Annotated in this window: 20 protein-coding genes; 12 read left to right on the top strand and 8 right to left on the bottom strand. The window is 70.5% G+C overall.

Going from position 1 to position 22,274, the window contains the following annotated elements:
* Window positions 1–19 precede the first annotated feature (19 nt).
* A complete protein-coding gene (locus tag DDQ50_RS12845; protein ID WP_116757093.1) occupies window positions 20–934 on the top strand; it encodes an alpha/beta fold hydrolase in 915 nt (304 codons plus the stop codon).
* Here DDQ50_RS12845 and DDQ50_RS12840 read toward each other — a convergent pair.
* Window positions 931–1,461: a hypothetical protein gene (locus DDQ50_RS12840; protein WP_116757092.1), complete on the bottom strand. Its 531-nt coding sequence runs from the start codon at window positions 1,459–1,461 to the stop codon at window positions 931–933. The genes DDQ50_RS12845 and DDQ50_RS12840 overlap by 4 nt on opposite strands.
* 169 nt (window positions 1,462–1,630) lie before the next feature.
* Here DDQ50_RS12840 and DDQ50_RS12835 point away from each other — a divergent pair, with 169 nt between their 5' ends.
* Window positions 1,631–2,023, top strand: coding sequence for a PPOX class F420-dependent oxidoreductase (locus DDQ50_RS12835; RefSeq protein WP_116757444.1), 393 nt, complete (start codon window positions 1,631–1,633; stop codon window positions 2,021–2,023).
* Between the two features lie 25 nt (window positions 2,024–2,048).
* Here DDQ50_RS12835 and DDQ50_RS12830 read toward each other — a convergent pair whose 3' ends face one another.
* From DDQ50_RS12830 to DDQ50_RS12815, 4 genes are read right to left on the bottom strand one after another with little or no spacing between them, the layout of a single operon-like run.
* Complete coding sequence (locus DDQ50_RS12830; protein WP_116757091.1) at window positions 2,049–2,471, bottom strand: DUF1761 domain-containing protein; 423 nt, start codon at window positions 2,469–2,471, stop codon at window positions 2,049–2,051.
* Between the two features lie 55 nt (window positions 2,472–2,526).
* Complete coding sequence (locus DDQ50_RS12825) at window positions 2,527–3,492, bottom strand: NAD-dependent epimerase/dehydratase family protein (RefSeq protein WP_116757090.1); 966 nt, start codon at window positions 3,490–3,492, stop codon at window positions 2,527–2,529.
* Entirely contained in the window at window positions 3,489–6,206 is a 2,718-nt protein-coding gene (locus tag DDQ50_RS12820) for an alpha/beta fold hydrolase (RefSeq protein WP_165829816.1), read from the bottom strand. The genes DDQ50_RS12825 and DDQ50_RS12820 overlap by 4 nt, the downstream gene beginning before the upstream one ends.
* A complete protein-coding gene (locus tag DDQ50_RS12815; RefSeq protein ID WP_116757088.1) occupies window positions 6,203–7,240 on the bottom strand; it encodes a 3-oxoacyl-ACP synthase III in 1,038 nt (345 codons plus the stop codon). The genes DDQ50_RS12820 and DDQ50_RS12815 overlap by 4 nt, the downstream gene beginning before the upstream one ends.
* Before the next feature lie 164 nt (window positions 7,241–7,404).
* Between DDQ50_RS12815 and DDQ50_RS12810 the strand changes: the two genes are divergently transcribed.
* Both DDQ50_RS12810 and DDQ50_RS12805 read left to right on the top strand, forming a co-directional pair.
* A complete protein-coding gene (locus tag DDQ50_RS12810; RefSeq protein WP_240614378.1) occupies window positions 7,405–8,334 on the top strand; it encodes an ATP-grasp fold amidoligase family protein in 930 nt (309 codons plus the stop codon).
* A 108-nt stretch (window positions 8,335–8,442) separates the two neighbouring features.
* Window positions 8,443–8,937 carry a beta-class carbonic anhydrase gene (locus tag DDQ50_RS12805; protein WP_116757087.1) on the top strand — a complete coding sequence of 165 codons (495 nt, stop codon included), beginning with the start codon at window positions 8,443–8,445 and terminating at the stop codon, window positions 8,935–8,937.
* Between the two features lie 150 nt (window positions 8,938–9,087).
* On the opposite strand, the gene DDQ50_RS12800 is transcribed toward DDQ50_RS12805, so the two are convergent.
* The 3 genes from DDQ50_RS12800 to DDQ50_RS12790 form a co-directional block, all read right to left on the bottom strand.
* Window positions 9,088–9,924 carry a VOC family protein gene (locus DDQ50_RS12800; protein WP_116757086.1) on the bottom strand — a complete coding sequence of 279 codons (837 nt, stop codon included), beginning with the start codon at window positions 9,922–9,924 and terminating at the stop codon, window positions 9,088–9,090.
* 87 nt (window positions 9,925–10,011) lie between these two features.
* Entirely contained in the window at window positions 10,012–10,902 is an 891-nt protein-coding gene (locus DDQ50_RS12795) for an ABC transporter permease (protein ID WP_116757085.1), read from the bottom strand.
* The gene (locus tag DDQ50_RS12790; protein ID WP_205663631.1) at window positions 10,899–13,715 is read right to left on the bottom strand and encodes an alpha/beta fold hydrolase; all 2,817 of its coding nucleotides are present in this window, start codon (window positions 13,713–13,715) and stop codon (window positions 10,899–10,901) included. Before DDQ50_RS12790 ends, DDQ50_RS12795 begins: the two co-directional genes overlap by 4 nt.
* A 212-nt stretch (window positions 13,716–13,927) precedes the next feature.
* Here DDQ50_RS12790 and DDQ50_RS12785 point away from each other — a divergent pair, with 212 nt between their 5' ends.
* The 8 genes from DDQ50_RS12785 (at window position 13,928) to DDQ50_RS12750 (ending at window position 22,211) form a co-directional block, all read left to right on the top strand.
* Window positions 13,928–14,782 (top strand): IclR family transcriptional regulator, encoded by an 855-nt coding sequence (locus tag DDQ50_RS12785; protein ID WP_165829814.1) that lies wholly within the window; start codon window positions 13,928–13,930, stop codon window positions 14,780–14,782.
* The gene (locus DDQ50_RS12780; protein ID WP_116757083.1) at window positions 14,779–15,267 is read left to right on the top strand and encodes a pyridoxamine 5'-phosphate oxidase family protein; all 489 of its coding nucleotides are present in this window, start codon (window positions 14,779–14,781) and stop codon (window positions 15,265–15,267) included. The genes DDQ50_RS12785 and DDQ50_RS12780 overlap by 4 nt, the downstream gene beginning before the upstream one ends.
* 66 nt (window positions 15,268–15,333) lie before the next feature.
* A complete protein-coding gene (locus DDQ50_RS12775; protein WP_165829813.1) occupies window positions 15,334–16,542 on the top strand; it encodes a M20 family metallopeptidase in 1,209 nt (402 codons plus the stop codon).
* Complete coding sequence (locus DDQ50_RS12770) at window positions 16,539–17,570, top strand: ABC transporter permease (protein WP_165829812.1); 1,032 nt, start codon at window positions 16,539–16,541, stop codon at window positions 17,568–17,570. The genes DDQ50_RS12775 and DDQ50_RS12770 overlap by 4 nt, the downstream gene beginning before the upstream one ends.
* A complete protein-coding gene (locus DDQ50_RS12765; RefSeq protein ID WP_116757080.1) occupies window positions 17,567–18,766 on the top strand; it encodes a substrate-binding domain-containing protein in 1,200 nt (399 codons plus the stop codon). The genes DDQ50_RS12770 and DDQ50_RS12765 overlap by 4 nt, the downstream gene beginning before the upstream one ends.
* A gap of 39 nt (window positions 18,767–18,805) precedes the next feature.
* Window positions 18,806–20,302, top strand: coding sequence for a sugar ABC transporter ATP-binding protein (locus DDQ50_RS12760; RefSeq protein ID WP_116757079.1), 1,497 nt, complete (start codon window positions 18,806–18,808; stop codon window positions 20,300–20,302).
* Window positions 20,299–21,294: an ABC transporter permease gene (locus tag DDQ50_RS12755; RefSeq protein WP_116757078.1), complete on the top strand. Its 996-nt coding sequence runs from the start codon at window positions 20,299–20,301 to the stop codon at window positions 21,292–21,294. Before DDQ50_RS12760 ends, DDQ50_RS12755 begins: the two co-directional genes overlap by 4 nt.
* Complete coding sequence (locus DDQ50_RS12750; RefSeq protein WP_116757077.1) at window positions 21,291–22,211, top strand: amidohydrolase family protein; 921 nt, start codon at window positions 21,291–21,293, stop codon at window positions 22,209–22,211. The genes DDQ50_RS12755 and DDQ50_RS12750 overlap by 4 nt, the downstream gene beginning before the upstream one ends.
* Window positions 22,212–22,274: the final 63 nt, after the last annotated feature.

The raw sequence follows: 22,274 nt of genomic DNA, 5'->3' as shown, positions 1-22,274 counted from the left end.
ACCGGCCTAGCATCGGGAGGTGTCCGCGCCGTTCGCCCCGCTCGAGTCGCAGTGCACGACGGTCGCCGGACGGACCGTGGAATTCTTCGACAACGGAGTCGCCCGAGACGCGGATCCCGTTGTCGTGCTCCTGACGGGCGCGGGCGAGACGGTGCGCAGTTGGCTGCCGGTGCAGGCCCGGCTGGCCGGGCGACATCGGGTTCTGGCGTTCGAGCGGTCCGGTATCGGCGGCAGCGAAGCGGGATCGCCGCGCACGCTCGAGGGTCTGATCGCCGAACTCACCGGTGTGCTCGACTCGCTCGTCCCCGAAGCGCGGGTGGTTCTGGTCGGGCACTCGTTCGGCGCGCTGCTGTCCCGGGTCTTCGCGGAACGCAACGCGGCGCGCGTTGCGGGCCTCGTGCTGCTGGACGCGACGCCCGATCTGCTCGGCACCGACGCTCTCCGCAGGGTCGGTTACCGGCTCTACATCGGAGCGGCCGCGGTGCTGCGGCGAGCGCTGCCCCGGGACTGGTTCGGGAGGCTCACGGCTGCCGGCGCCTTGCCGTTCTATCCCGGCCGCTCACGGTTCCTGCGCCTCCTCGACGGCGCATCGGCCCGTGAGTGGAAGCGTGCGGTCAAGGATCTCTATCTCGGCGACGCGATCGAGGAGATGCGCGCCGTGCTGCCGGTCGCGGCCGAGGCGGCCGGTGAACTCGCCGTCGGCACGAGGGGTCGGACGGGACGCGACCTGCCCGTCGCCATGCTCACGAGTGGGACGTACGGCCCGGGGTGGACGCGCCTGCACCGAACGATCTCCCAGCGGTACCCCGGCAGCAGCCATGAGGTGACGCAGGACCGGTTCCACAATGTGCACATGCGGCATCCGGACCTCACGGTGCAGATCGTCGAAGCGGTGCTCGCGCAGGCGCGTGTCCGGTGGCGGGAGCCGGGCTAGCCGGCCATGTCGGGTTCGTCCCAGCCGTCTCGCTTGCGCAGCAGTGCGACACGTTCGACGAGGTAGCCGGCGAGAGGCACGGCCTTCTGCCCCTTGGCCCACTCGATCACGAGCCGGCCGTCCTGGACGCTCAGGGGACCGGAGCCGGCGGAGAGCGCCTGCGCGTCCACCGCGATGGGCGTGAAGTCGTGGTTGACGACCTCGCCCTCCGCGAAGTCGCCCTCGAACGCGGCCCGCCGGTCGTCGCGGCGATCCTCGCCCGACACCGACTGGTAGTTCGGATGCCGGGGGTCGACGGCGCGGGTGGTGGTGCCGACATCGAAGATGCGACCGTCACGGGTCAGCAGGAGTCGGCCGACGCGCCATGCCCTGCCGACGGGGACGAGCACGACCGAGCCGCCGAGCCCGAGCAGGCCCTTCTTCCGGCGGTACTCCCCCAATGCCTCGTCGTGCGCGCCGGAGGCTTCGAGCGCGGCGATCGTTCGCTGCAGCAGTTCGGCGAGATCCGCCTCCACCTCATCGACCATGCGCGCCCGGCTCCCGTTCCTCGTCCGCCCCGAGCTCATCCTGGCCCGTGCCGCTGAGAGCCGAGCCCGGCCGGCCGGTGACCCAGGCGGCGTGCGGCAAGCTCACGGCCGCGCTCGGCGAGACTGGCAGCAATCGCCGGCCGACCGGACCGGCATCGAGGAGACCGCCATGCCGATGACCCCTGACCTTCTCGACCTGCTGGGGAAGCGCAGCCCGTGCTTCATCTCCACGATCATGGCCGACGGTTCCCCCCAGGTCACCGAGACCTGGGTGGACACCGACGGCGAGCACGTGCTGATCAACACGGTCGTCGGGTTCCTGAAGGTCCGCAACGTGGAGCGCGATCCCCGAGTCGCTCTCGCCGTGCAGGATCCCGACAACCCGTTCCGGTACATCCAGGTGCGCGGCCGCGTCGTCTCCATGTCGACGGAGGGCGGCGCCGAGCACATCGACGCCCTCTCGCAGAAGTACACCGACCAGCCCTACCCCTGGTACGGCGGACGCGATCAGACGCGGATCATCCTCACCATCGAGGCGGAGAAGGTCAGCGGACAGGGCTGACCGGCGCAGTCCGTTCCGAGGTCGCTCAGGCGGGCGGCCAGATGCCGATGATGAACGCCATGATGACGATCGTCACCAGCTCGTGCGTGATGTTCAAGACGGTCAGCGGTGCGGGTCGGCGCTCGAACGCGTCATGGGTGATGAACCGCGCTGCCGTGAAGCCAGCGAACAGCACCAGGCCCGTGATCATCGCGTTGCCGAGGAACGATCCACCGTAGAACTGCTGCGAGATGTAGACCGATCCCGCCAGCACCCACGCGGTCACGAAACTCACGATCAGCGTGGCGATGATCGGCGCGATCGCTGCGCGGGTTCCTGTCACCGGCGGCACCTTGGCGAGCCGCATCCAGAGTGTGCCGAACACTTTCGGCGTGTACCAGATCGATCCAACGATCATCGTCGAGAGCGTCGCGGCGATGACGGCGAGGTAGTTGATTTCGGGGACCATCCGCACACCGTAGGCCCCACGGCGGGACGGCACCAGCCCCCGGCGGTTGCGACGCTCAGCGGTAGGAGATCGCCAGCCGGGCGAGCCCTTCGTCGAGGCTGACGGCGGGAGTCCACTGCAGGTCGCGACGGGTCGCACGCTGGTCGAACCAGTGAGCGGTGGACAGCTGCTCGGCGAGGAAGCGCGTCATCGGCGGCTCGTCCTCACCGGGACGCACCCGCCAGACGGCTTCGACGGCTCCCCCGGCGGCACGAGCCACCCGGGCGGGCACGTGCCAGCGCGGCGGCCGCACCCCCGCGGCCCGGCAGATGCCGGCGAGCATCTCGGCGACCGGTCGCGGTTCGCCGTTGGTGACGACGTACGAATTGCCGTGGATCGCATCGACCCGCTCGAGCGCGGCCGCGATCGCCGAGGCGGCGTTGTCGATGTAGGTCGTGTCGATCAGCGCGGCTCCGGAGCCGAGCGTCGGAAGCCGGCCCGTTCGAGCCCGCTCGACGATGCGCGCGACCAGCTGGGTGTCGCCCGGGCCCCAGACGAGGTGGGGGCGGACGGCGACGACGTGGAGGGAGTCCGAGTCCGCGGCGAGCGCGAGTCGTTCGGCGACGGCCTTGGTGCGGGCGTACTCCCCGCGGGCGGTCGACGGGTCCGCCGGATCGGCGCCGAGGCCCACGATCGATTCGCCCGTGTGCGCGACCGAGGGGGACGACACGAAGACGAGGCGGCGCACTCCGTGCGCGCGGGCGGAACCGATCAGGTCGCGGGTGCCGCCGACGTTGACCGCCTCGAACTCCGCGGGGTCTCCGGCGAGCGACACCTTCGCGGCGAGGTGGACGACCGCGTCCGTTCCGGCGAGCGCGGCGTCGACCGCCGTGCGGTCGGTGACGGAGCCGAGTACGTCGACCGTCCCCGGAATCCGGGCGGGGCGGCGCTGGAAGGTTCGCACGTCGTGGCCGGCGGACGCGATGGCCGCGGCGACCGCTCCGCCGAGGAGTCCGCTGGCGCCGGTGACGAGCACCTTCATGGTGCGCTCATCCGTCCGCCGGCGAGCACTCGCTCCGCCCACCGCGACAGTCGGGCGCGATCGATCTTGGAGTTGTGCCGGATGTCGGTCGGCAGCCGTGGGACGACCAGCACGGCGGCGAGTGGAACGCCGGCTGCGCTCCGGGCTGCGGCGGCGAGCTCGGGTGCGGCGAGTCCGGGGCGGCGGGCGGCGGGAACGGTCTCGACGATCGCGATCACCTGCTGGGTGCCGCGCGGCCCGACACCGGCGATGCCGACCCGTGCGACCCCGGCGACGGCGCCGATCCGCTGTTCGGGCCCCACGGGCGTGACGACGCCATCGGCCGTCACGACCACGTGCGGAAGCCGACCCTCGATCCACAGCCGCCCATCGGCGTCGAGGTGGCCGACGTCGCCCGTGCGGTGCCAGCGGGCGTCGCCGCCCCGAGACGGCGACAGTTCCGCGGTGTCGCGGACCGCGGCCTCGTCGGTGAGCCAGAGCTGGTCGTAGCCCTGCTTGAGATGCGGTGCGGAGACGACGACTTCGCCGGTCACACCGGCCGCCGCGGCAGGGAGGCCTGTCGCGGCGCCGTCGGCGTCGAGCGGGGCGATGAGGACCGAGACACCGGGGGCAGGACGTCCGACGCACACTCCCCCGGCCGTGATCTCGGCATCCCTCGTCGGCACGGCGCTCGCCGACCCGGCGGCCCGGATCCCATCGAGAGTGATGTCGGTCATCAGCAGACCCTCTGTCATGCCGTAGGGCGTGTGCGCGGTCGCGCCGGGCATAAGGGCGGTGATGCCGTCGAGCAGTTCGACGGAGACCGGGGCACCGGCGGAGAGCACGAGCTCCACGCCCGAGAGCGCCGCCCGATCGTCGTCGGCGAGCCCGTCCGCTGTGGCGACGACGTTCGCGATGGCAGCGGGCGACAGGAATACCACCCGCCCCTGCACGGCCGCCACGGCGGCCGCGACGGCCTCGGCGGTCAGGGTGCGGGGTGCGGAGACATCCATGTCGGGTGTCGCGGTGCGCGCGCCCAACGCGGGGCCGAGGAGCGCGAACGGGGCGAAGCCCGCCACGAGTCCGGTTCCGACCCCCACGCCGTACTGGGTGGCGAGCAGGTCGCGAAGCGCCTCGAGCTGGGCGTGGGTGTAGACGACGCCCTTCGCGGGACCCGTCGAGCCCGAGGTGAAGAGCACCGCGGCGACGGCATCCGCCGACGGCTCCGGGGGCAGTTCGGAAGCCGCACCCCGCCGTGCCAGATCGGGGAGGGAGGTCGTGACGCCGAGAACCGCTCGCTGGGCGGGCCCGAGCCGGGTGGTCGAGATGCGCCGACCGGGCCAGCCGAGCGCTCGCGCCGCGGCCAGGCCCTGTGCGGCACCGATGACGACGTCGGGATGGGCGCCTCGAACCGCGCGGGTGAGCCCGCGGATGCCGAGACCGGCATCGGCGACCACGACGACGGCGCCGATGCGCAGGCAGGCGTAGAGCGCGGCGGTGAGATCGGCGCCCGGTGGGACGAGCAGAGAGACGCGATCGCCGGCACCGACACCCGCTGCGGCGAGCCCCGAGGCGAGTTCCCGCACGCGGCGCGACAGGAGCGACCAGCTGATCGTTCGCGGCTCGGATCCGGAAGGCGGGGCCAGTTCGACCAGCGCGGTCTCGGCGCTCGCCGAGAGCGCGTCGAGGTTGGACCAGAGCGGGCGACGCGCGGACCCAGCCGCACCCGCACCGGCACCGGTGACGGCGGATGCGGGTGCCGGCGTCTCGCGCCGGGCGTCGAGCCAGTCGAGCAGCGCGCCCGCGTAGTCGACGTCTTCGGCGATCAGGTGGCCGGCGCCCTCGTAGCGGTGGACGTCGCTGTGCGGCATCCGGTCGATCAGATCGTCGAGGTAGCGGTCGCTGAAGATGGGGTCCTCGGGCCCCCATTGCAGGAGCGAGGGGACACCGAGGTGGCGGATGCCCTCGGCGATGCGGTCGAGCTCGACCGCGCTCCAGTGCGACGCCGTGGCGGGGATGTCGGCGACGAACCCGGCGATGCCCGCGCGGCGGTCGCGATGCAGGTAGGGCGCCCGGTAGGCGCGCTTGATCCCGGCGGTCAGGACCGGGTGCCCGAGCGCGAGGGTCGTGTCGAGGAAGGCGGGCGTGACCGTGGAGGCCGTTGACAGCACGCCGGGTGCGAGCGCGAGCCGCAGTGGAGCGGGGATCGGGCTGCCTTCGGGCTGATGGATGGCCGTGTTCAGAAGGGTGAGTGCACTGAGTTGCCCAGGGTGGTCGACCGCCCAGCCCATGGCGACGACGCCGCCCCAGTCGTGTCCGAGGGCGACGACGGGACCGTCGAGGTCGAGTACGTCGGTGAGGGCACCGATGTCGCGGACCCGGTCGGCGAGTCGGCGGGTGGCGCCGGTGCGTTCGGAGAACCCCATCTCGAGCTGGTCGGGCGCGATCACCCTCCACGCCGGCCCGCCTTCGCCCGCCCGGCGCAGCGTCTCGGCAGCCAGCCGCCGCCAGAGGTACGACCAGGTGGGATTGCCGTGGACGGCGACGATCGTGCCGACGGGTGTGGCGCCGAGAGCCTCGAGTGCCGCACCGGTGTCGAGGAGGTGCCAGGTGACGCTCGAACCCGTCAACGCGTCCGTGCTGTCGACGAGACGGGACCAGGCGGGGTCGAGGCCGGGCAGCCCGAGAGGGGGCGGCGACGCGGCGGCACGGGGCCCTCCGCGGGCGAGTGTCACCAGGCCAGTTCCATCATCGCCGTGTTGAGGCCCGACCCGACGCCCATCATGAGCACGCGGTCGCCGCGCTTGAGAGTCGGCGCCTCCTCGGCCAGCGTCATCGGGATCGATGCGGGCCCGACGTTGCCGAATTTCGGATAGGTCAGCGGCACACGCGAGCGGTCGATGCCGACGGCTCGGATGATGGCGTTCGTGTGGACATCCGAGACCTGGTGCAGGACGTAGCGGTCCATGCCCTTCCAGTTCCAGTCGCGGGTGGCTTCCTTCCAGGCGGAGACCACCAGGTCGAGTCCGCCCTTCAGCAGCGCCTTCGCGTCGGTGAACATGCCCTCGACGCTGCCGACGCAGAGTTCGTTGTACTCGGTGGCCGCACGGGTGACCCCACCGAGCATGCGGTGACCTTCGGGGTGCGCGTCGGCGGGGCCGAGCACGGCGGCGGCAGCGCCGGAGCCGAGGGTGAGGCTCGCGAACTCGCTCATGAAGTCGTCGCGCTCGATGCCCTCGCGCCCGAGGCGTTCGATGGTGTTGACCTGGATCTCGTCGGCGTCTTCGCCGTCGATCACGATCGCGTACTTGATCTGCCCGGAATCGATCATCTGGGCGGCGAGGCTCATCCCGTTGACGAAGCCCAAACAGGCGTTGGCGATGTCGAAGTTGATGGCCGACGACGGCAGGCCGAGCCCGTGGTGGAGGCGGACCGCGACCGAGGGCTCGAGGTGCTTGCGGGTGACGGAGGTGTTGATCAGCAGACCGACCTCGTCGGGCCGGATGCCGGCCTGGGCCAGCGCACGCTTTCCCGCGGCGATCGCAGCCTCGTTGAAGCCGTCGCCTCCCTCGGCGTCATCCCAGTTACGGCGCTCGTAGATGCCCGCCACGCGCTGGAGGAGCCCTGTCGGCAGGCGGAGTCGTTTGAGGACGGGCGCGAGCTTGGCGTCGATCTGCTCCGACGTGGTCACTCTCGGAGCGACCGTGCTGGTCACCGAAAGGAGAGACACATTGCGGTGCCTCGTCGTCGCATTGCCGTCCAATACCACTCCCTGTCCACACGAGTCGCGCGCGCGACTCTTGGAATCATCTCCCAGCCGTTCGCTTATTAGCCGTGTACCGGCTGTGCGGACGGCGTACGATCCCGCCGCAATGACGTTACCGTCGCTCGAGACGTCCGGCTGACCGCGCCGCATGGGCGAGACTGTGCTCCGTGTCCACCTCGGCCGATCCGCCTCCCGCCTCGCCGGCCCGACCGAGGCCGCGATGGCGCGAGCGGAGCCGTCTCGTCCGGTCCTGGCGGCTGCTGCGCACCCGCAGCCCCCGGTCGTTCACCGCGAAGGTGCGCTACAAGATGCTGCGGGACCACCGGCCGCTGCTCGTGGTGTTCGCCGACAAGGCGGCGGTGCGCGAGTACGTGGCCGATCGCGTCGGCGAGGCGTTCCTGCCGACCGCGTACGCGATCCTCGACGATCCCGGCGGGCTGGTCGACCTCGACCTTCCTGAGAGCTACGTCGTCAAACCGACGCACGGCAGCGGCGCCTGCATCGTCGTCTCGCCCGGGGCCCCTTTCGATGCGGAGCTGCCGGAGGCCCGGTGGAGCTGGATGTACCGGCACGTGAGGCCACGACCCGGCCTGCTCGGCGACCTGGCGCCGATCGCGGCGAATTGGACGACCAAGCTGTACGGCCAGGGACCGAACCGGGAGTGGGCGTACGGCCGGGTGCGACCTCGGATCCTCGTCGAGGAGATGCTCGCTGGGCCGAACGGAGAGATCCCGGCCGACTCCAAGCTGTTCGTGTTCCACGGCACCTGCCGGTACATCCAGGTCGACCAGTCGCGGTTCGGCGCCCGCACCCAGGACTTCTTCACTCCCGCGTGGGAGCACCTGCCTCTCAGCGGCGGCCCCGCGTGGGCCGATCCGGTTCCCGCTCGACCGGAGCGTCTGGCCGAGATGATCGCGGTGGCCGAGACGCTCGGCGCCGAGACCGACTTCGTGCGCGTCGACCTCTACGACGTCGGAGGCCGGATCGTGTTCGGGGAGCTGACGAGCTACCCCGCGGGCGGCGACAGCCCCTTCTCCCCCGACAGCTACGACATCGAGTTCGGGAGTCACTGGACGGTCCCCCGGCGCTACCGCTGACGACACCCGACGCCGCGCGCCGTCGAGTCGGTGCCGCGGGAGGGATGCCGCCCGACCCATTGCGTAACACGGGTCGACGTGCCCCGCCGTGTCCCTAGCGTCGAGGGCATGACTGTCACCGACGAACTGCTCGCCAACAACGAGACCTACGCCTCCACCTTCTCGGGCCCGCTGCCCCTTCCCCCGTCCAAGCAGATCGCCGTCGTCGCCTGCATGGACGCCCGCATCAACGTGTACGCGGTGCTCGGACTCGGCGACGGCGAGTCGCACGTCATCCGCAACGCGGGCGGCGTGATCACCGAGGACGAGATCCGGTCGCTCGCGATCAGCCAGCGGCTGCTCGGGACGAAGGAGATCGTGCTCATCCACCACACCGACTGCGGGATGCTCACCTTCACCGACGACGCGTTCAAGCAGTCGATCGAGGAGGACACCGGGATCCGACCGCCGTGGGCCGCCGAGTCCTTCGCCGACGCCGACGCCGATGTGGCCCAGTCGATCCGGCGGATCAGGTCCAGTCCGTTCATCCCGATCAAGGACTCGATCCGCGGCTTCGTGTTCGACGTCGCGACCGGTCGCCTGAACGAGGTCGTCGTCGACTGACCGGCTGCCAGCCGACGCTGGAACGGCGGGCACGATGATCTGCTCCCGCCACTGCGACCCGGCATCGCGCAGGAAGGCCGCGGCTGCCCACTCGACAGCTCGTCCCCGGGCTACTCCCCCGGCCCGGACTGGGCGCAGAGACGCTGCGAATCAGCCGCCGAGGAACTGACTCGCGACGAACCGCGCTCCCTGGGGGTCCTCGATGAGGGCCTCCAGGGTCCAGTCGGTGTCGCGCGTCGAGACGACCGTCCCACCGAATGCGACCGCGGCTGTCCGGACGGCATCCCGATCGGCGACGGTGAACTGGACCTTCCAGCCCGCGGTCTCCCCCGTGGATGTCGACCCGACCCAGGCGACCACGTCCTCGAACCTGTCAGGAGCGAAGGCCTGCCTGTCCCGGATATCAGGGTCGACCGTCGCCTCGAGGTGGTCTCCGTAACCGGGGACCGCGACCATCACGTCGCCGAGCCCCGGATCCCTGCCGAGCGCTTCCCAGCCGAACACCTCGCCGTAGAAAGCGAGCGCCGCATCGGGGTCGGGAGTGTGCAGGGTGCTGAAGTTCCAGCTGCCGGGAGCGTTGACGATCTGGGCTCCGAGCCTGCGCCGAGCCTGCCAGAGTCGGAATCGCGCCCCGGCGGGGTCGGCCACGGTCGCGCTCCTGCCACCCGGTCCCGCGTCCTCAGCCGCAACCACGATGCTGCCGCCGGCGGCCTCTACGCGTCGCGCCGAGAGGTCGGCGTCATCGACGGCGATGTAGGTGTTCCAGGCCGTCTCCGTGGCCCCGTCGGGCACTCCGCCGAGCCCTGCGACATCCTCGCCGTCGAGGGTGGCGACGAGGTAGACGACGGGTGCCGCGGCCGGGGTGACCTGATGGAACTCCCAGCCGAAGAGGGCGGCGTAGAACTCTGCGGCCTGGTCAGGATCGGGTTGTTCCGTGTCGATCCAGCTCGGGACGCCCTGCAGATAGGTACGCGGTGGGTTCGTCATCGCAATCCCTTCGTCGAGGTCGATTCCCACGTTAGGACGGAACGGCGCCGACGTTGAGATCCGCTCGGCGGATTCTGCGGCTGATCCTCAGCTCGAGATGTCCTTGCGTCCGAACCACCAGCCGGCGAAGGTCACGAATACGACGGCGTAGATCAGGGAGACGAGCACGGAATCGGCGACGGGCTCCCAGTCGACGGGGCTCGCGAACAGCTGACGGAACGCCGTCGAGTAGTGGGTGGGCAGGAACTCGCTGACATCCCCGAGGGCGGGGATCGCGTTCAGGATGCTGGACACGATCGAGGTGAGCACCACTCCCCCGGCGGCACCCAGCGGGCTGTCGGTCAGAACGGTCAGAAGCGTCCCCAGACCGGCTGCCCACAGCAGATTGACCCCGATGACCGCTGTCGCGCCCGCGATCCGGGCGATCGATTCGCCGAAGCCCAGCTGGGTGCCCAGGGGGATCTGAAGACCGCCCGTCCCGTACGAGAGGACTCCGACGAGCAGCGACATGCCCGCGAGCAGCAGCAGCCCGAACGCGAGGAGCAGCAACGAGACGACGATCTTGGTGCGGAGGAGCCGCCCGCGCGACACCGGGATGGTGAGCAGGTACTTGAGAGTCGAGCGCGACGCCTCGCTGGCGACCATGTCGCCGAACAGCAGGGCCACGACGAGTGTGAGCAGGAATCCGCCGGTCACCGACAGCGTGAACGCGGCGAAGTTGACTCCGCTCGACTGCGCCTGCGCGGCGAAGTCGGGCAGACCCTGGCTGCTGTCCGACCCCGTGTCCCCGTCGCCGCCGATGAGGAAGGCGAGACGAACGATGATCGGCAGGGCGGCGAGCACGAGCAGCACTCCGCGCACCCGCCACTGCGTGAACTGGCGGGCGAGCTCGACCCGGACGGGAAGCGGCGCCCGACGCTGGGCGCTCGCCGACGTGACGGGTCCGGGACTCCAGGTCTCGACATCCGATTGGGTCATCTCCGTACCGTGCTTCCGGGATCGACGAGGTCGAGGAACGTCTCCTCGAGGTGGCGGCCGCGCACGACGCTGCGGACCCCGACGCCCGCCGCCACGAGCGCAGCGACGATCGATTCGGTATCGACCGAGCCGGGGGCTACGCGCAGGGTCGTCGCAGCGGTGAGCCGCGCGTCCTCCACCTCGAGCGACGAGACGACCGCCAGCGCCGCCTCCCCGTCCGTCACCTCGAAGGTCACCTCGCCCGCCTCGCCCGCGAGTTCGGCGACGGTTCCTGCGGCGATCAGTCGGCCCCTCGCCATGACGACGACATCGGTGCAGGTCTGCTCCACCTCGCCGAGCAGATGCGAGGAGACGATGACAGTCCGCCCGCTCTCGGCATACCTTCTGAGCACCCCTCGCAGGGCGTGGATCTGCGGCGGATCGAGTCCGTTCGTCGGCTCGTCGAGGATGAGGAGCTCGGGCATGCCGAGCATGGCCTGAGCGATCGCGAGCCTCTGCCGCATGCCCTGGCTGTAGCCGCGCACCTTCCGCGAGATGGCAGGACCGAGGTCGGCGATCATGAGCGCCTCATCCATCCGGGCTTCGGAGAGCGCACGACCGGACGCCGCCCAGAACAGTTCGAGGTTGCGGCGTCCGGACAGATGGGGGAGGAACCCGGGACCCTCGATGAAGGTCCCCACCCTCGTGAGGACGGCCGCCCCCGTGCGGACGGTCTCGCCGAAGATCTCGGAGGTGCCCGCATCGGGTCGCAGCAGACCGACGGCCATCCTCAACGTCGTCGTCTTGCCCGCGCCGTTCGGCCCGAGGAGTCCGAGGACCTGGCCCTTCCGCACGGTGAACGACAGATCGTCGACGGCTCTCTGCCCGTTGCGGAAGTTCTTCACCAGTCCACGCAGCACGAGCGGTGGCGCATCGGGGGCTGCCGGGTCGGCGATAGCGGGCGATGAGGCCGGAATCCGGGCACGTCGGCGGCCGCGCACCAGAGCGACGAGACCCAGGAGGGCGGCGATGACGAGAACCCCGGCGATGCCGAGGAGGGTCCCGGCCGGCGCGACCCCCTTGGCGTCGGTCGTCGTCGCGGTGGGGACGGTCGGCAGCGCGATGACGCCGGTCGCATCCACGGTGTAGCGGGCCGCTGCCGGCTCGGAGCGGTAGAGGGCATCCGTCGTGCCGACGCTGACGGCGAGCCGCGTTCCTGCGGTGAAGGTCGCGGCGCTCGCCGGGAGTGCCACGTCCACCGAGACGGGCGTCCCGTCGGCAGCCAGGTCGGCGATGCGGACCGGCGCAACCGTGCCGCCCACGAGTCGACGGTTGTCACCGTCGACCGTGTACAGCGCGACGAAGAGCACGGCCCCCGAATCCGCCGGGGCGCCGCCAGTGGGGACGTCGGAGTCGACGGTGTCGGAGCCGCGGGACACCCGCACCGTCACGGATGGGGAACCCACGAGGGTGACGGGATCCGTGAGCTCGGCGGAGACGAAAGCGGCGGTCTGGCCGGGTTGGGGTGCCGAGAGGGCCGCCGCGCCCAGTCCGCCGAGAAGCGAGCCGAGACCTGGCAAGGACGTGATCACCGCGGGGAGGCCCCCGGGCGGGTTGGCGATCGTCGTGGGCACTCCGCCGATCGGGACGTCGGTGCTCACCACCCCGTCCGCTCCGCTCAGCCCCGGATACGACGGGGCCTCCTGGGTCTCCGCGGAACGGGTGGAGTTCGACGGCACGCTGTAGACGAAGGTGGATCCCGCAGCGTCGTCCGCGGCCGATCCGCCATCGACGGGCAGGTGCTCCGCCAACCATGCGTCGGTCGTCTCCTCGGTGGACTCCCCGGCGCCTGAGGCCTGGCCGCCCGCGTCGTGACCGCCCTCGAACCAGACCACCTTCACGTCGGCGCCCGCGGAATCGATCTGCCGGGCGTTCGCGTCGGCCTGGTCGAGTCCGAAGAGCGAGTCCTGGGTGCCCTGGAGCAGAAGAGTCGGGGCGGTCATCTCATCGAGAACGCTCGCCGGTGACGACCGATCGAGCAGCGCGAGCGCACCGTCGTCGAGCGGGTAGCCCGCGATCAGGCCGCTGTACAGCTCGCAGAGCTCCGGCGTGAAACGACCGCAGGCACTGTCGGGCGACGCGCCCGCGCCGAAGAGCTGACTCGCCCACGCCTGTTTGAAGACACCCGGCTGATCGGTCTCGAGCGGCGCGGGAGTATCTCCCTCGGCGCTCGCCGCATCAGGCCGTACCGCATTCGGTACGAGCGCGCTCGCCAGATCGTTCCAGGTGATCGCCGCGACCACCGTGTCGATCCGCGGGTCGGTCGCGCCGAGCATGAGGGCGAGCGCTCCCCCGTACGAACCGCCCGCGACGGCGACCTCGGGGTCGGCGCCGTCCCGGATGACATCGTCGCGCTCGGCGAGAACATCGACGAGGGCGCGGGCGTCGGCGACCTCGTAGTCGAGCGAGTCGAGCGAGATCAGACCGCCGGACTCGCCGAACCCCCGCGCGGTGTAGGTGAGGACGACGTAGCCGAGGTCTCGCAGATGGACGGCCTGAGCGGCGAGGTCGAGCTTCGAACCCCCGAACCCGTGGGCGAGGAGCACGGCGGGGGCGGGAGTGACGTCCGGCAGGTAGGTGCTCGTATCGATCTCGATGGTGCCCGGCTGTCCCGGGCCCGCGGCCACCTCGACGAAGGCGCTCTCATCCGGGACGGTGGCGCTGTCCGTCGGTTCGGGCGTCGCTGTGCTGATCGCCTGGGCGGAGACTGCGGGAACGAGAGCGCCGACCAGGACGGCGGCGATCAGGGCGACGGCCGGTGCGATGCGATGCATGGTCGGTGATCGACTCCCTCGTGAGGTGGCCATTCTGCTCCCGCTCCGCTAGCAGTGCGCTGATGACCTGATCAGGTAGCTCTCTCGCGGGTCACGGGCACCGTGACAGCGGCGCGCACCGGTATCCCGAAGGGCGCTTCGTTTGTAACGGGTCTGTTAAATCAGCCATCGCAACCTCTGCTTCGAGGGGTCGGATGGCCAATATGGACGACATGTCCGAAACGAATATGGACCTCTCGTCCATTTCCGGATCCGCCAAGGGTCTGGTCAAAGGCATCGCCATCGTCGACCTCCTCGCGGCCAGTCCGCGCCCCCTTCGCCTCACCGATATCGCCGCCTCGACCGGACTCCCCCACGCCACCGCCGTCCGCCTCATCGACGTGCTCGTCGAGCTCGACATCGTGCGCGTCGAGGCGCGCGGTCTCTACGAGCTCGGTCCCCGCGTCGCCGGCTGGGGCCAGGCGTTCCTCAACACGCTCGACATCTCCCGGCTCGCGTTCGACATCATCGAGGACCTCGTCGACGAGACGAACGAGACCAGCTTCCTCGGCGTCCTCGACCGCAACACGGTCCTCTACGTCGCCGCGGTCAGCAGTCCCCAGCCGGTCAGGCCCGCCGCCAGGATCGGTTCCCGCAACCCGCTCCACTGCACGGGGATCGGCAAGACCCTCCTCGCCTACTCGTCGCCCGAACGCCGAGAGAGCCTCCTCCAGGGCGACCTCGTCCGGCGCACCGAGAACACCATCACCGACCGCGACGCCCTCTCCATCGAGCTCGACGCCATTCGCGACCGCGGTTACGCGATCGACGAGATCGAGAACGAGGAGGGCGTCCGCTGCGTCGCCGCCCCGGTGCGCGACCACCTCGGGCAGGTGGTCGCCGCCATCAGCGTCTCCGCCCCCGCCTACCGCTTCACGCGTGACCACGTCGACCGGTTCGCGCCGCGCGTCGTCGCCGCCGCGATGGAGCTGTCCGCCCGCGTCGGCTACCGCGGCCCGGACGCCGCACCCCCATTCCCCGACACCGAGACCGCCCCCGCGGCGCAGCAGGAAGGAATCGCCCGATGAGCGAGCAGCAGAGTCCCCAGGACGAGACCTGGCGCGGCAAGATCGGAGCCCTCCGCGGCGGAGAGCTCGACGAGTTCCTCGGCGAGGGCATCATCACCCGCCTCGCCTGCCTCGACGGCAACGGCTGGCCGTACGTCGTTCCGTGCTGGCACGAGTGGGACGGCTCCTCCTTCTGGGTCGTCGCCCGCAAGAGGTCGGCGTGGGCCCAGTTCCTCGCGGACAACGAGCGCTGCGCGGTCACGATCGACGAGGACGGCGGGCAGCGAAAGGTCTCCGCCCAGTGCAAGGCGGTCGTCGTCGAGACCCCGAACGTCGGCGGGGCCTGGGTTCCTATCGCCGAGCGCATGTCGACCCGCTATCTCGGTGAGAACGGCCCGAAGTATCTGGCCCCGACGCTCGACAAGCAGCGCTGGCTCATCCGCCTCGACCCGATCAGCCTGCAGACCTGGCAGGGCGTCGAGTGGGCGGACAAGTACAAGGAGTAGCCGCTCCTCCGCTCTACCTCCCGCCGCTCCCCGCGCTTCCTGCTTCCTTCCCCCGGAGACTCCCCCGTGACCGACGTCATCGCACTGACACGACAGCTCGTGCAGACGCCCAGCCCTGTGCTGGACGGCGACGAGCTCGCCGTCGCTGCGGTGCTCCAGGGCGCCCTCGCGGAAGCCGGACTTCCCCGGGCCGAGGTCATCGCGCTCGATCCGAGTCGGCCGAACCTGCTCGTCACCATCGACTTCGGTCCCGGCGGGTCCCACCTCGTCCTGTCGGGGCACATCGACACCAAACCCGTCGGCGAGGCGCACTGGACCGTCGACCCGTTCGCAGCGGATGTCGACGGCGACCGCCTCTACGGGCTCGGCTCCGCCGACATGAAGGGCGCCGTCGCGGCCATGGTCGTCGCCGCGGGACAGGTCGTCGCCGCGGGCACCGTCACCGCCGGCAGGCTCACCCTGCTGTTCACGGCGGATGAGGAGAACGGTGCCGTGTTCGGCGCCAAGCATCTCTCCGAAGTCCTCGACCTCGGAGCCGACGCCCTCGTGATCGGCGAGCCGGGAGGAATCCACTCCGACTACGACAGCCTGCACCTGGTCAGCCGCGGGCTGGGTCGATTCCGGATCACCGCCCACGGCATCCAGGGTCACTCCAGTCTCTCCGCCATGCTCGGGCGGCCGAACGCGGGTGCCGACCTCGCGGACGCCCTGTCGGCGCTCCGCCGCACTGCGAGCCCCGCCATCCCGGCCGACGCCGACGGTCTCCGCGATTGGGCGGCGACCGTGAACCCGGCCATGACCTTCTCCGGCGGTTGGGGCTACGGCGTGCTGCCGCAGTCGGTCAGCTCGACGATCGAGGTCCGCACCCTCCCCGGGATGACCGACGTCGAACTGCTCGCCGACCTGCGCGCGGCGATCGCGCCGTGGCTCGCCGAGTCGGGTGCACACGTCGAGATCGACTTCGACAACGCGCCCAACCACTGGATCGAGGGCACGCAGGTCGCCGCGTCCGACCCGCTGGTCGTGTCGCTCGCCCGCGCCACCGAGACCGCCTTCGGGGCGGCCCTTCCCCTCTCGGTCTTCCCCGGAACGACCGACACCAGCTGGTTCGCCCGCGACGGGCTCCCCTGCCTCCCCGCTCTCGGCCCCGGACTCCTCGTCCGGGCCCACGGCGCCGACGAATGGGTGTCGGTCGATGCCGTCCGCCGCAGCGTCGACCTCTACCGAAACCTCATCGAGGACTTCTGCCCCTCGCCGCGAGAGGACCGCGCATGACGACAGCACCCGTCACGACCCCACCCGCACCGCCGACCGAGGCCGGGCCGGGCCGACTCGCCCGCGCCTCGAGCTTCATCGCCCCGCTCGCCGGGCTCGTCGTCGTGCTGATCCTCGCCGCCATCACCACCCCGCAGTTCTTCTCCTTCGAGGTCAGCAGGCTCGTCCTCTTCCAGGTCGGTCTCATCGGCATCGCCGCGATCGGCCAGACCCTCGTTCTCCTCGTCGGCGGCATCGACCTCTCGATCAGCGGCGTGATGGCTCTCACCTCCGTCGTGCTCGCCACCTACAGCGCAGGCAGCGACGACAAGCTCGTCGTCGGCATCGTGCTCTCCGTGCTCGCCGGTCTCGCCGTCGGACTCGTCAACGCGGGCCTCGTGGTCCTGCGCAACGTCCCGCCGTTCGTTGCGACCTTCGCGTCATTCGTGCTCATCCAGGGCGTCATCATCGCCTGGACCCGCGGTGCTCCGTCCGGTGACATCCCGCCCGCCCTGTCCTGGCTCGGTGGCGGCCGCCTCTTCGACTTCATCCCCGTGCCGCTCATCGTGTTTGCCATCCTCGCCCTCGCCACGGGTCTGGTCCTGGGCAGGACCACCGCGGGGCGACGGGTCTACGCGACCGGACTCAACGGCGACGCGGCCCGCATGTCGGGCATCCGCACCGGGATCGTGATCGCCGCCTGCTACCTGATCTCCTCACTGACCGGCGTGCTCGCCGGCCTCGTCAACGCGAGCTTCATCGGCTTCGTCGACGCGGCCCTCGTCCGCAACCTCGACCTCGACTCGGTCGCCGCCGCCGTCATCGGAGGCATCGCGCTCACCGGCGGCAAGGGGCGCATCGCCCAGACCGTTCTCGGCGTCGTCCTCCTCGCCGTCCTCCTCACCTGGCTCATCCAGCTCGGCGCCGGCGGAGGTGCGCAGCTCGTCGTCTCGGGCGCCGTCATCCTCCTCGCCGTCTTCCTGCAGGGTCGCCGGTTCTTCTTCCCCTCCCCCACCACCAGAGCAACATCAATGAAAGGAAAGCAATGACGAACACAGCGTTCCGTCGACGCGGCGCCGTCCGCATCCTCGCCGCCTCCGTCGGCTTCGCGACCCTCATCGCGGTCGCCGGCTGTAGCGCCGAGCGTGAAGGCGAAGGCACCACCGCCGCGGCCGAAGACTGCATCAACGCCGACGAGGCCCAGGCCTCGTACGCCGAGTCCTGGAGCTCGGTGGCCGACGCATTCGGGCTCACCGACTTCGAGCCGGTCGAGGAAGAGGTCTGCGAGGTCGACGCCACCGTCTGGGAGGCCGAGCCCAAGCAGGACGACACCTACCGCATCGCCTTCGCCGCACAGGGACCCAACAACTCGTGGGGCGTCCTGAGCGAAGAGGCGCTCGAGTACCACGCCGACGAGCTCGGCGTCGACGTGCTCTACGCATCGGCCAACGGCGATGCGACCACCCAGGTCGACAACATCGAGCAGCTCACCAGCCAGGACCCCGACGCCATGGTCGTCGTCCCCATGGGCGAGGGCATCTCGGGCCAGGTCAAGGCCGCCACCGACGCCGGCATCCCCGTCGTCCTCTGCTCGGGCGTCCTGCCCGACAGCGCCGGCGCCACCTCGACGGTGACCCGCCAGTACGACCTCCTCGGCTCGGCGTACGCCGAGTGGATCGCCTCGCAGATCGGCGGAGAGGGCAAGGTCGCGATCCTGTCCGGCCTCGCCGGCGTTCCGACGGCCGAGTACCAGAAGGCCGCCGCTGAGAAGACCTTCGCCAAGTACCCCGGCATCGAGGTCGTCACCACCCAGTACACCGAGTGGTCGCCCACCGTCGCGAAGACCGTCGCGCAGAACCTGATCGCCAGCTACCCCGACCTCGACGCCATCTGGTCCGACTCGGGCTACGGCAGCGTCGGTGTGATCCAGGCCTACCAGGAAGCCGGCAAGGAGGTGCCGCCGATCACCGGTGACGCCATCAACGACTTCATCCAGGCCGCAGAGGGAACCGACGTCAAGTACGCGCTGTCGACCTTCCCGCCCGAGATGAGCTCCACCTGCCTCGACACGGCAGTGGACCTCCTCAAGGGTGAGCCGGTGCTCAACAAGGTGTACATCGACTCGCCTTCGTTCACCAACGAAGACGGAGCGCAGTACGCCCGTGAGGACTGCGACGGCGGTCTGCTCGTGCCCTCGAGTGCACCCGAGGATCTCCTCGTGTCGCTCGGCATCTGCAACGCCTGATCACCTCGACCCTGATCGAGCAGTAGAAGGAAAAGGCTCATGGCCCCCACCATCGCCCTCGGCGCCCGGGAAGTGACGAAGTCCTTCCCGGGTGTCCGGGCCCTCGAGAACGTCACCTTCGCGTGCGCTCCGGGACGCGTCCACGCGCTCCTCGGAGAGAACGGCGCGGGCAAGTCGACCCTTATCAAGATCCTCACCGGCGACCAGGCACCCGACAGCGGTGCCGTCATCGTCGGCGACGAGGAGATGAGCTTCGGCAGCCCCCGCGACGCGCTCGCGGTCGGTGTCACGCCCGTCTACCAGGAGCTCACCGTGCTCCCCGAGATGAGCGTGCTCGACAATGTGATGCTGGGACACGAGTCCGCACGCCGTGGCGTGCTCCGGTTGCGGGAGCAGCGGGAGCACGCCCGGCGGGCCCTCGAGCGTGTGACGCTCGGCGGGCTCGACCTGAACACCATCGCGGGCGACCTGTCGCTCGCGAACCAGCAGCTCGTCGAGATCGCCCGAGCGCTGGTCTCGAAGAGCAATGTGCTCATCCTCGACGAGCCGTCGGCCGTGCTGTCGGGCGACAAGCTCGAGGCGCTCCACACCGTGGTGCGCTCGATCGTCGCCGAGGGCACCGCCGTCGTCTACATCACCCACCTCCTCGACGAGGTCCGCGACCTCGCCGACGACGTCACGATCCTGCGCGACGGCCGCTTCGTCTCCACCGGTCCCGCGAGCGAGTACCCGATGGAGCGGATCGTGCGCGAGATGGTCGGCCGCCAGGTCGACTCCGTGTTCCCCGACCCTGCCGACCGGAGGGACGAGGTCGTCCTCTCGGTCGAAGGCGTCGTGCCGCGCGGCGCGGACTGCGTGCCGGTCAGCCTCGAACTCCGCGCAGGCGAGATCGTCGGTCTCGCCGGACTCGTCGGATCCGGCCGATCCCGACTGCTCAAGACCCTCGCCGGCGTGCGCCAGCGCGGTGACGGCCGCGTCTCCGTCGGAGGTCGCCCCCTCCGCGCCTCCCTCGGTGCGACCATCGGCGCCGGCGTCGTCCTCGTGCCCGAAGAGCGCAAACGCGACGGCCTCGTGCTCGAGCTGCCCGTCGGCCAGAACACCACCCTCACCGCCCTCGGCTCGATCAGCACCGCCGGTTGGATCAGCGGAGCCAGAGAAGCGGCCGCCTATGCCGAGGAGCGCGACCGTCTCGGCATCCGCTCATCGAGCGGAGCGCAGCTCGCGAAGCAGCTGTCGGGCGGGAACCAGCAGAAGATCGTCATCGCCAAGTGGCTGCGCGTCGGGCCGCGGGTGCTGCTGCTCGACGAACCGACGCGCGGCGTCGACGTCGGCGCGAAGAGCGAGATCTACCGCATCATCACCGAGCTCGCCGCCCAGGGGATGGCGATCCTCGTCGCCTCGAGCGAGCTGCCCGAGGTGATCGGACTCTCCCACCGAGTCCTCGTCTTCCGCGACGGAGCGGTCGTCGGCGAGGTCGCCCGCGATCCGGAGAGCTCGGAGAAGATCATGCACCTTGCGTTGGGAACCGAATCATGACCGCAACCCTCGCCCCCTCGCCCGCACCCGCACCGAGCGCCGGACGCACCGTCCGCGACTGGGTCGCCACCGCGGTCCGCCGCGGCGCAGCCGTCTGGGTGATCGTCGCCGTCCTCATCGTCGTGCTGTCGGTCATGCGCGGCGGCGCCTTCTGGAGCACCGGCAACATCGCCGCACTCCTCACCTCGGCCGTCGTCCTCGGACTCGTCGCGCTCGGGCAGCACACCGTCATCCTGTCGGGCGGGATCGACCTGTCGGTCGGCTCGATGGTCACCATCACGACCCTGCTGACCGCGGTGCTGATCGACGGCTACCCGATCCGCACCTTCCCCGTCATCCTCGGAATGCTCGCGCTAGGAGCCCTCCTCGGCACCATCAACGGGCTGCTCGTCACCAAGCTGAACATGCCGCCGTTCATCGTCACGCTCGGCATGCTCTACCTCGTCAGCGGTGCGGCACTCTGGATCAGCAGCACGCCCGCCGGCCAGGTCACCTCGGCGCTGACCGAGTTCGCCTTCGGCAAGCTCGGCCCCATCCCGCTCTCCTTCGTCGTGCTCGCACTCGCGATCGCCATCATCTGGTTCCTGCTGAACCGCACCGTCTGGGGCAAGCAGGTCTTCGCGGTCGGCGGCGACCTGCACTCGGCCCGCGCTGCGGGTATCAGCACGAACCGGGTTCTCATCTGGGTCTACGTCACCTCCGGACTTCTCGCCGCAGTCGCGGGGATCCTGCTCGCCGCGCGCTCGTCGATCGGCTCCCCCACGGCCGGCGACGGCCTCGAGCTGTCCGCCATCACGGTCGTCGTCATCGGCGGCACCTCGCTGCTCGGCGGTCGCGGCACACTGCTCGGAACGATGGGCGGCGTCGCGCTGCTGTCGCTGATCACCAACTCGATCACGCTGCTGCAGTTCCCCTCGACCATCACCGATCTGATCCGCGGCGTCATCATCATCGCCGCGGTGGCGGTCTTCGTCGCGAAGCGGCGGCGGTGACGGTGACGGCGGACACCACTGCAACGAGCGACGCGAGGGACGAGGCGCCGCTCCGGATCGACGCGCACGCGCACGTCTTCCTGCCCGCCGCGGAGTCGCCGCGCGGGGTTGACGAGCTCGCTCCCGCCGACCGGACCGCCCCGCTCGCCGACTACCTCGGACGACTCGCGGCCGCCGGCATCGACGGCGCCGTCCTCGTCCCCCTCGATGCGCACGACGACTACGTCGCCGCGAGCCTCGCCGCGCTGCCGGCGTCGTTCTCCGCGGTCGCGGTCGCCTCACCCGCCGAACAGGGGCGCATCGGCGTCGATCCCGTGGAGGCGTACCTCGGACGCCGGGTCGGCTTCCCGTTCCGCGCACTCCGCACCATGTGGCTCGGTGACCCGGGCGCTCCGATCCGCGACTCCCCCATGTGGCCGGTGCTCGCTCGTCTCGAGCAGGACGGCGTCGCCCTGTGGAGTTACGTCGGCCCCGATCAGACCGGACTGCTCGACGAAGTCGGCCGCGAGCTGCCCGGACTCGCTGTCGTCCTCAACCACTTCGGCTTCGCCCCCCACGACATGGGCGTCGACGAGTTCGCCCGCCCCCGATTCGTCGACCCCTTCCCCGAGTCCGAACTGCGGCGGGTCGAGGCGTTGGCGCGCCACCCGCGGTTCCACCTGATGTTCTCGGGCCACTACGCCCTGTCGGCCGATCCGTACCCCTACGCCGACCTCGCGGTTCCGGGGCGTCGCCTCGTCGCCGCCTTCGGCACCGATCGCACCATGTGGGGGTCCGACTCCCCATGGATCGATCGGCAGCCCGGGTACGACGCGACGGCGGGTGTGGTCGACATCGCCCTCCCCGACCTCTTCCCGTCCGAACGCGACGACGTGCTCGGCGGGACCGTCGCCCGACTGCTGTCCCTCACCCGCTGACCCGCGCCATCCGACCGGCACCACCCGCACCTGATCCGCACCACCACCTGAACCACCGCTAGG

Origin of the sequence: Amnibacterium flavum, assembly GCF_003097495.1 — a bacterium.
Taxonomy (GTDB): Bacteria; Actinomycetota; Actinomycetes; order Actinomycetales; family Microbacteriaceae; genus Naasia; species Naasia flava.
Note: the sequence above shows the minus strand (reverse complement) of the source record. Positions and strands in the feature narration are given on the sequence as shown.